Origin of the sequence: Tritonibacter sp. SIMBA_163, assembly GCF_046535935.1 — a bacterium.
Taxonomy (GTDB): Bacteria; Pseudomonadota; Alphaproteobacteria; order Rhodobacterales; family Rhodobacteraceae; genus Epibacterium; species Epibacterium scottomollicae.
In genome coordinates, this window is sequence record NZ_JAWJBP010000038.1 from 1 (window position 1) to 8,533 (window position 8,533).

Below are 8,533 nucleotides of genomic sequence, written 5' to 3' on the forward strand. Positions count from 1 at the left end.
ACCTCGTCACAGAGCCGAGGCTCCGAACGGATCCCCACGACATACCCGATCACAAGCATCCGGATCAGCAGCTCGGGGTCGATCAAGGGCCGACCAAGGTGGCTGTAGAAGGTGCGTAGTGCCTCGCGCAGGTTCTCACCATTCAGGAAAAGGTCAATCTCGCGCAGCATGTGGTTGGCCGGGACGTGCCGCTCCAGATCGAAGTCGTAAAACAGCTGCGCCGGTGCTTCTTGCCTGCCCATCATGCCGAAATCCTCCCATCCCCTCATAGTTGAGTGAATCGAAAGACTTGCCGCAGCACAACAAAGACTTTTTCAACAGCATCGGCGGAAACCGGACCTTAGCGGCACTCCACACCGATGATCGCTGCGCGCACTGCGGATCTTGGCATGCCAGATCATGCTGCGCGTTGCCGCCAAGGACCGGTTCGAGGAAGCTGCGACGCAGCGTAGGCTCTGACGTCAGACACTGCGATGTCTGAGACGACAGATTATTTTGGACAGGTATGTGCTACCCTAGCTGCCGGTATTGGTGTTCAGAGGCTGGTCGATCAGGCCACGCCAACCAGACACGATGGATGTGCGGTCCGGCAGGCCGTCCTCCAGCTCTTGCAGTACCTTTTCCTGATATTTCGCCATGGCCGCCTTCACATCCGCCTCGCTCTTGCCGGGCACCGGAATGGGTTTGCCATCCTTGTCGTTGGTGTATTCGTACTTGATCAGGTTCAGGTGCTTGTCGGGGTCAATCGCCTCGTCAGCGTAATAGCCCTTGTGATACCAGTGCCGGTACACGGCCCAGGTCTCGACCCCGTATTTCACCCGGCTTTTCCGTTTTTCGCGGATTTTCTTCCAAACGTCATCAGCGTGATCGGCATATTGCTTGGCGTATTTGGCGACCGATCCGGTCTTGGGCACGCCATAACTGGATTTAAGAGGGTCGAATTTTTCGTCCGTGTTGGTCGGGTCGACATTGGCGATCTCCTGCAGGATTGCGAGGTGCATCCCCGCCCCCAGCAAGAACACCGGGAAACAGGCCAGCTGGTGTTTTTCGTCCATCAGCGTGCCCAGCATTCCGTTGGTGCCCTGGAAAAACGTGTTGGAATAATCGTGCAGATGATAATCGAACAGGTTCTTACGATCCTGCTGCACGCTCAGGTCGGATTGCAACCGCGCGGGGGCATAGACATTGGTCATCTCGTTGCGCAGCGACACGAAGGTGCCGGCGATCTCGTCGATTGTCTGCTGTTTCAGCTCCTGCTGCATCAGCTTCTGCATGCCCTCGAAATAGGCATCCACCGTTGATTTCTTGTCCGAGGGAAACAGCGCATCCAAAATCGTGTTGATGATCGCACCGGCAATCGCGCCCGCAATCACCCCGCCCGCAAGCTGGGTCAGGTTGCCGGTAATGCCCTTGAGCGCGTCCTTGGCCATTTGGTCAGCCAGTTTCTTGGCCACGTCCACGGCAATGCTCTGCGGCAGGGTGGCAGCGGCCAGTACCGTGATCCCGGCGACATGGTGCAGGCCCAGTTCCTCGGCGCTGAGTGTCGCCGCCGCCGGGCTGTCGAACCGCAAATCGCCGCTTTGGGCATCGACCACAACATTGCGGAACGCATACAGCAGGCGCGCCTGTGACGTCTGGCGGTCGACGAAGACCGTGCCAGCCGGAAACACGTCCCAATCCCGGGTCAGAAAGGCGAAGCGATCCTGGATCAGCGTTTCGCCGGGCAAAAACGGTGATGCGGCGTTCAACTCGTCAATCGCGCAGCGCAGGCGCAGCTTCAGCCGCGTGTCATCGCTGCCTGACAGGACCGGGTGTGCATAGGATAGCGGGGCATCCCCAGCATCAACGATGGCTGCTGCGACCCCGCGGATCGCGGTGTTCGCCAGACCCAGGGCCTGAAACCCCTCCGCCAATTTCGCCGTTGTATAGTCAGTAATATCAATATCTTGATTAACCGACGCCACCATGGGGGTGATCGTGGCTCGGGTCTGTGCTTGCGGAATGTGTAGCATGTGAATTCCTTGAAAAAAGGCCTTGTTCCATCATCCGGCAGGGCTGAAACCAGCATGCACGGATCAGCTTTAACTGATACCTCCAGAGTTACGTCGGTTCCGACGCACGGTGATGGATTTGGCGACCATCTTCAAGGCTGACGGTCTGACCGGCTGTGCGGGTGGTCGTTGTAGCGGCCTCTTAGCCATGGCGTTCACGTTCTTCACCAAGTTCGATCCATTTGGGCGTCTGTAGGACAAATCCGTCGGGCGACTTTTGTTCGGTTTTCGTCGATTGGGTCGTCATGCAGGCCTCGGCGGTGGCTTTAGGGCGTGGATGACGGCGAGTATTTGGCCAAACACGTTGTATGGCACAGCCACCTCAGCCGATTGGCAGGTGATCTTGCGAGCATGGCGCACACCCCGCGCCCAGATCGTGATCAGGCGGCGCTGGATACTCGTTAGCCCTTGCTCGAGTTCCCAATGCTGGAGCGCCGGAAACTAGAGCTCTCCGCCGGTCTCACGATGAGGGGCTGGTGATGCCATCATATAATGCACGTTCGCTTTGCTGAAGCCGCAACGCTGCATGAATGTACGTTTGACCAGCAGCTAAGGGCCGTCCGGTACGGCGGCCCATGCCTTTAGATTTCTATAGCTTCGGCGATAGCCAGCGCATCTTCAAGCTCGACGCCAAGGTATCTGACGGTGCTGTCCATCTTGGTATGGCCCAATAACAGCTGGACTGCCCGCAGGTTGCCCGTCTTCTTGTCGATTTGGGTCACCTTCGTTCGTCTCATCGAGTGCGTGCCGTAGGCGCTGGCCTCCAGACCAATGGATGTCACCCACTCACGGACAATACGCGCGTATTGGCGGGTCGATATGTGAAGCCGTTCGTGAAAACGCCCGGGCCAAAGATACTCGGAGCCGACCATGAGCGGCTCCCGCATCCACCTTACGAGCGATGCTCGCGTGCCTTCAGATAGTTCGAAGCGGACCGGTTTCTGCGTCTTACTCTGCAGAACCGACGCGCGGTCCTTAATTTGGCCTGACGCCATGATATCGACCACCTTCACCTTGACCAGATCGCAGCCGCGCAGCTTGCTGTCGATGGCAAGATTGAAGAGGGCCAGATCGCGATGGTTCTCGGTCAGCTCCAGCCGCACCCTGATCGCCCAGACGTGTTTGGGCTTCAGTGGCCTCTTCTGGCCAACGATCCGGCCTTTGTTCCAAGCAGGACGCAGTGCGCAAATGGCGGGTAAGTTGGGGGTTTGCATGATGGATGCTCCGATCCACCACGCCCTCCTTCATCGACAACCCGACGTTGACAAGATATCATATCACATGATGCTGCGTTGCATCCGGGGGCGACTTCGAGCCCATTTGGACTAACGCGCATGTCGACGCCAATGTCCGCTGCGACACTTGACAGGTGATTGCAACCTTCCCGATAGTGCAGGAGTGTTTTCGATTTTCCCCGGGGCCTTAGAACGGCCCGACTGGCGGAACTCAACGCGCCAACGTTACTGCGCAGATCACTTAAATAGATGGGTTCTCCATTATGCTCCGGTACGTCTCAGTTATAGCCAGTTTGATCGTGGCCTGTTTCACAAGCAATGCAACCGCTTTGGAGCTCTCCAACCCTGCCGCTAAATTTTGCACTGAGCAAGGTGGGTCATATTTCCTGGTAGAGGATACCGGTGGCCAACGCGGGATTTGCACCCTCGCCGACGGCAGTGAGGTCGACGCTTGGGCGTATTTCCGGGAACAACATGCCTCTGTTGAGGAACGCAGACTGATTGCCGACCGCATTTGGCTGGGCGGCCCAATCCTGACCATGAACGATGACGCGATGCGCGCTGAAGCGTTGGCAGAAAAAGACGGTGAGATTATCGGCGTTGGTGACGCGGACGACGTAACGGCCCTTCAGGGCCCTGAGACTGAGATCATTGATCTGGCAGGCCGCACCATGATCCCCGGCTTCGTGGACGCCCACGGCCATGTATTCATGATCGGCATACAGGCGCTGTCGGCCAACATGCTGCCCGCGCCTGATGGCACGGTGAATGACATCCCCACGTTACAGCAGGTGCTGCGCGACTTTGCCGAAGCCCAACCCAAGCGTGTCGGTGCCGCAGGTCTGATCCTTGGCTTCGGCTATGACGACGCACAGCTGGTTGAGCAGCGTCACCCGACGCGGGACGAACTTGACGCTGTCTCAACCGACATACCGGTCTATGTCGTTCACCAGTCCGGTCACCTTGGTGTGGCGAACTCCAAGGCGCTGGAACTGGCGGGCATCACTGCTGACACGCCAGACCCCGCCGGCGGTGTGATCCGGCGGCGCGAAGGCAGCTCTGAACCCAACGGCGTGCTGGAAGAGAACGCGGCAACTGTTGTGATTGGCGGCTTGCTCGGTGGGCTGGATGAACAGGCCAACCGCGCGATTTTCCGCGCTGGCGTCGAATTGATCTCTTCTTTCGGATACACCACAGCACAGGAAGGGCGCTCGATCCCCGCTGTGGCAAACCTGATGCAGGCGGTCGCCACCGAGGAAGGGCTGGACATAGATGTGGTGACCTATCCCGATGTGTTGGTGGACCGCGACTATATTCGGGCGAACCACTCCCGCACCTATACAGACCGTTTCCGCGTTGGGGGCGCCAAGCTGACCATCGACGGCTCGCCGCAGGGCTTCACTGCGCTGCGCGACCGCCCGTATTACAACCCACCCGAAGGATTTCGGGCGGACTATGCAGGCTATGCTTCGGCATCGAATAACCAGGTCTTTGACGCCATCGACTGGGCGTTCGAAAACAACATTCAAATCCTTGTACACGCCAATGGTGAGGGCGCGTCGGATATTTTGATCGGCGCCATCGACACCGCGACGCAAACGCACGGGCAAGCCGACCGCCGCCCGGTTCTGATCCACGGGCAATTCATGCGCGAAGATCAGGTGGATGCCTATAACCGACTGGATGTTTTCCCGTCCTTGTTTCCCATGCACACTTTCTATTGGGGCGATTGGCACCGTGATCGCACGGTTGGTCCCGTGGCAGCGGATAACATCTCGCCCACCGGATGGGTTCGCGAGCGTGGCATGATGTTTTCAAGTCACCATGATGCGCCTGTGGCTTTTCCCGACAGTATGCGCATTCTTGATGCCACCGTGACCCGTCGGTCGCGCTCAAACGACATCATCGGTCCGGCGCAGCGGGTCGATGTGTTGACGGCACTCAAATCCCTTACGATTTGGCCCGCGTATCAGCATTTCGAAGAGGGTAGCAAAGGATCGCTAGAGGTCGGTAAACTTGCCGATCTGGTTATTCTGTCCAAAGACCCCACAGCGATTGACCCCGAAACGCTCGATACCATCGTGGTGCTGGAAACGATCAAGGAAGGCGATACAATCTATGAAGCCAGTCAGCGCGAGGGGCGTCTGAACTATCGCCCCCGCAACGACGGCACGGACCCTTATGCCGATTTTCTGCGCATCTTCACCGTGTCACACGAAATGAAGGGCGCCCCAAGATCGTTCAGCGCGATGCGTCCTTCACTTTTCGCGACTGCACCGCACTCCGGTGCCTGTATAGCGCGCACTTTGAGCGATATCATGACCGCTTCGCTTGTAACGGATAGCTCTGGCAAAAAGTAGCTAGAGTAAAGTGTTCGACGAAATGAAGACATTTGTTCGATTTATAGGAAAGTCAGAAAGGTCCTGCAGCTCTGAACGTGCATAGCTTGGCCGTGATGCAGCGCATCGTCCAACGGTCGAGCCAAAGGGGAGCGGCCGTGCAGTCGCGGTTACCGCCCTGCGAAAGTCGTCAGGCAGGATGTGCGATCTGGGTGAATTGCCTAGATATCCATGCGTAAAGATGGGTGACCGCCACACCAACGATGAGTGAAGAGATGAGCGACAGCCAAGGCCTGCTGTCGCCGTATATTTTGTTCACGATGGAAATCATCTGATAGTGGCAGAGATAGACAAACATCGACGCGTTTGCGATCTCGCCAACCAGGATCTTAACGGGCGCCGGAACTGTAACACTCCTGACGAACAGGACCATTGCGGTACCGCCGGTGACATAGAATGCGGCGGATGTCAGATCCCATTTGAGGTAGACAGCCACCATCGAGACGGCCAGCGCAAGTATGCGTGTCGAGGTGTCCTTGGCGCTTGCGAGTACGATGCCGAGGGCAAAGGCCCAAGCGTAATTCCACGGCGTGCGGTGGAAATTATAATCACCGCTCCAGACGCTCTCGATGAGCTGGTTGAGGAGTGCAACTGCGGCCAGCAGGCTCAATGCGCTGATCATCGGATAGAGACGGAAGGCCTCCCTGACGCGCGCAAAGGAAAACAGGAGCGCCGCGAGCGCCAGAAGCTGAAGATAGAATTCTATGAAATAGAATAAAAACCCCTTCAGTGTGAACGGGTCGAGGTAATTGGACACCAATAGTAGTGGCAAGATCTCAAACCTCTGGGTCAGCACCTGCAGCAGCGCCACCATCAGGATCGTGGGGATCGCCACATATCTGATCGTTCCCAACAGAGTTTTAACACTGCCGGTACGGATGATTTCCGGCAGCTGAAAGCGGGCGACAGAATAGCCCGCAAGCATGATCAGAAAGTAGGCTGCCCCCCAGTTCGGACTGTAGATAAATGCCTCTGTGTGCAGCGCGACAATACAGACCATGAAGAACCCGCGCGTCAGAGTGACCGACTCAAGGCGGCGCCAGATGGACTTCCGGCTGGCACCCACGTGCCGTTGCAGGGCGGCCGTGCTGAGTGTTTCCCAATTCTCGGGCAGCTGGCCAAAGCGCTGTTCGAAGCTGAGCGAAAACTGGATGAAGTGCAGAGAGTCACCTCCCAGAGTTTCGAAAGTATCGTCCGGGCGAACCGTTTGTCCGGGAAATTCATGCCGAAACAGGGAGAGGACATCCTTGATCTCTCCGGCTGGCACGGGCGGCGCGGCGGGGGTGAGGGCTGGGCCACGCTGTGCGAACTGATCAGCAAGCATCGCCCGTTGTACCTTGCCGGTCCCGGTCACTGGGATTGCCTCAACCGGCATGATGTGCAGGGCGCTTCCAGCGGCGATGCCCATCTCGAGCAGGGCGGCGATGGCCAGATCCCTGATCCGCTCCGTCGGTGAGGCTTCAGCCTGGACTGCGACCAGTACACCATCACCACGTTGAACATCCGGGACTTTTACCACCGCAATTTCGGATCCGGGCGGGAGCGCTGGACGCATGCGCGCTTCGAGTTGATCGGGGACGAGCTTGACACCGCCGCAGTTGATCAAATCGTCGGCTCGCCCGTCAAAGTAGAGATGACCCTCTTGGATGTGCCCAAGGTCGTTGGTCTGCAGCCAGCCATCGGCATCGCGCAGGTCATGCAGCCCGTCGGTGTCGATGCGGTATTGCGCAACATGCGGACCACGGATGCGGACCCTGCCATCCTCGCCAATCTGCACGTCGCTGCCGCCAATCGGTTCGCCAACAGAGTGCAATTCGGCGTCGGTCGCCGCTGAGATCTGCAGGAACGTGCTGCGCGATGCTTCGGTCAGGCCATAGTGCTGTGTGATCAGTGCGTTTGGGAACAGGTCTCTGATGCGGCGCTTCTCATCCGCCGTCATATGCTGTGAGCCGATTTCCATCCATCGCAACTCTTCGCCTGCCGCGCCGATGATATCGGGGGCGTCGAGAAGAATGCGCAGCAAGGTGGGCACCGCAGAGAGCGCATTGACCTGGCCCGCCGCCAGCATCTGCGCCAGTTCCAGTGGGTCAAACCCGCGCGGCGGTAGGTAAGCCTGGCCTCCCACGGCGCTGACAGCGCGGTAGCGTCCCATGCCAAAGCTGAATGTTGCCGGGACCGCCACGTATTCGCGAATGTCTTCCGTCATCTTCATCTGCGCGATGATGCGCTCGGCAGTGTCGGCCAGGTTCGTGTAGCTCAGCAGGATGCCCTTTGGCGTGCCTTCGGTTCCCGAGGTATAGCTGATCTGTGCTGGCCGGTCATCGTGTATCAAGGCATGTCGGGCAGTGAACCATCCGGACCGGTCCGCAGGGGTAATGCAACGATCAATCGAGACGCCCGGCAAGGCCTGCGCCTGTGCCTCGTCCGTGACAATCACGAGCGGCTGGCGCGCTTCGTTCAGCGCCAGAACCTCTTCAATGAATGCGACCGAATTCTTGCGAACCACCGCTGTGGCCTGAAGTTCCTGAGTAGCCATCTGTCCAGACACCATCGTTTCCATGCCGGAACGCTCACACGCCGGGCGGCGCTGTTTCATGACCAAACTGTGTCCATTCGACGGAGTATTCCTCCTGCACCATCAGACGTCATAGGGTAATCCCCCGTAAAAATAGTGGTGTTCAAAAGTAGAATTTTCTCGGCAAGATATCTGAGGAGATTTACGATGAAGAGAGGACGATACAGAGACGCACAGATCATGGCCGTGTTGAAGTAGGCGGAGAGGAGCGTCCCGGTCTCTGAGCTGTGCCGCGAGCACGGAATGAGCAGCGCGAGCTTTTACAAATGGCGG

5 protein-coding genes and 1 pseudogene are annotated in these 8,533 nt (G+C 58.1%); 2 read left to right on the plus strand and 4 right to left on the minus strand.

The window, feature by feature from the left end:
* From R0J92_RS20910 to R0J92_RS20920, 3 genes are all read right to left on the minus strand, one after another.
* On the minus strand, positions 1-245 hold a 245-nt coding region (locus tag R0J92_RS20910), incomplete at its 3' end, for a transposase (protein WP_411053046.1).
* A 270-nt stretch (positions 246-515) separates the two neighbouring features.
* A complete protein-coding gene (locus tag R0J92_RS20915) occupies positions 516-2,012 on the minus strand; it encodes an insecticidal delta-endotoxin Cry8Ea1 family protein (RefSeq protein WP_411053047.1) in 1,497 nt (498 codons plus the stop codon).
* 620 nt (positions 2,013-2,632) lie between these two features.
* Positions 2,633-3,265 carry a tyrosine-type recombinase/integrase gene (locus R0J92_RS20920; protein ID WP_411053048.1) on the minus strand — a complete coding sequence of 211 codons (633 nt, stop codon included), beginning with the start codon at positions 3,263-3,265 and terminating at the stop codon, positions 2,633-2,635.
* 284 nt (positions 3,266-3,549) lie between these two features.
* On the opposite strand from R0J92_RS20920, the gene R0J92_RS20925 reads away from it, so the two are divergent.
* Positions 3,550-5,646, plus strand: a complete 2,097-nt coding sequence (locus R0J92_RS20925; RefSeq protein WP_411053049.1) for an amidohydrolase family protein — start codon at positions 3,550-3,552, stop codon at positions 5,644-5,646.
* A 169-nt stretch (positions 5,647-5,815) separates the two neighbouring features.
* On the opposite strand, the gene R0J92_RS20930 is transcribed toward R0J92_RS20925, so the two are convergent.
* Positions 5,816-8,245 (minus strand): AMP-binding protein, encoded by a 2,430-nt coding sequence (locus R0J92_RS20930; protein ID WP_411053050.1) that lies wholly within the window; start codon positions 8,243-8,245, stop codon positions 5,816-5,818.
* Between the two features lie 162 nt (positions 8,246-8,407).
* Between R0J92_RS20930 and R0J92_RS20935 the strand changes: the two are divergent.
* A pseudogene (locus R0J92_RS20935) lies at positions 8,408-8,533 on the plus strand (transposase); the annotation flags it as partial.

Excerpts from the sequence above, each read along its gene's own strand:
- R0J92_RS20930 (WP_411053050.1), bottom strand. The coding sequence starts at position 8,245 with ATGGAAACGATGGTGTCTGGACAGATGGCTACTCAGGAACTTCAGGCC.
- R0J92_RS20925 (WP_411053049.1), top strand. The coding sequence starts at position 3,550 with ATGCTCCGGTACGTCTCAGTTATAGCCAGTTTGATCGTGGCCTGTTTC.
- R0J92_RS20915 (WP_411053047.1), bottom strand. The coding sequence starts at position 2,012 with ATGCTACACATTCCGCAAGCACAGACCCGAGCCACGATCACCCCCATG.
- R0J92_RS20920 (WP_411053048.1), bottom strand. The coding sequence starts at position 3,265 with ATGCAAACCCCCAACTTACCCGCCATTTGCGCACTGCGTCCTGCTTGG.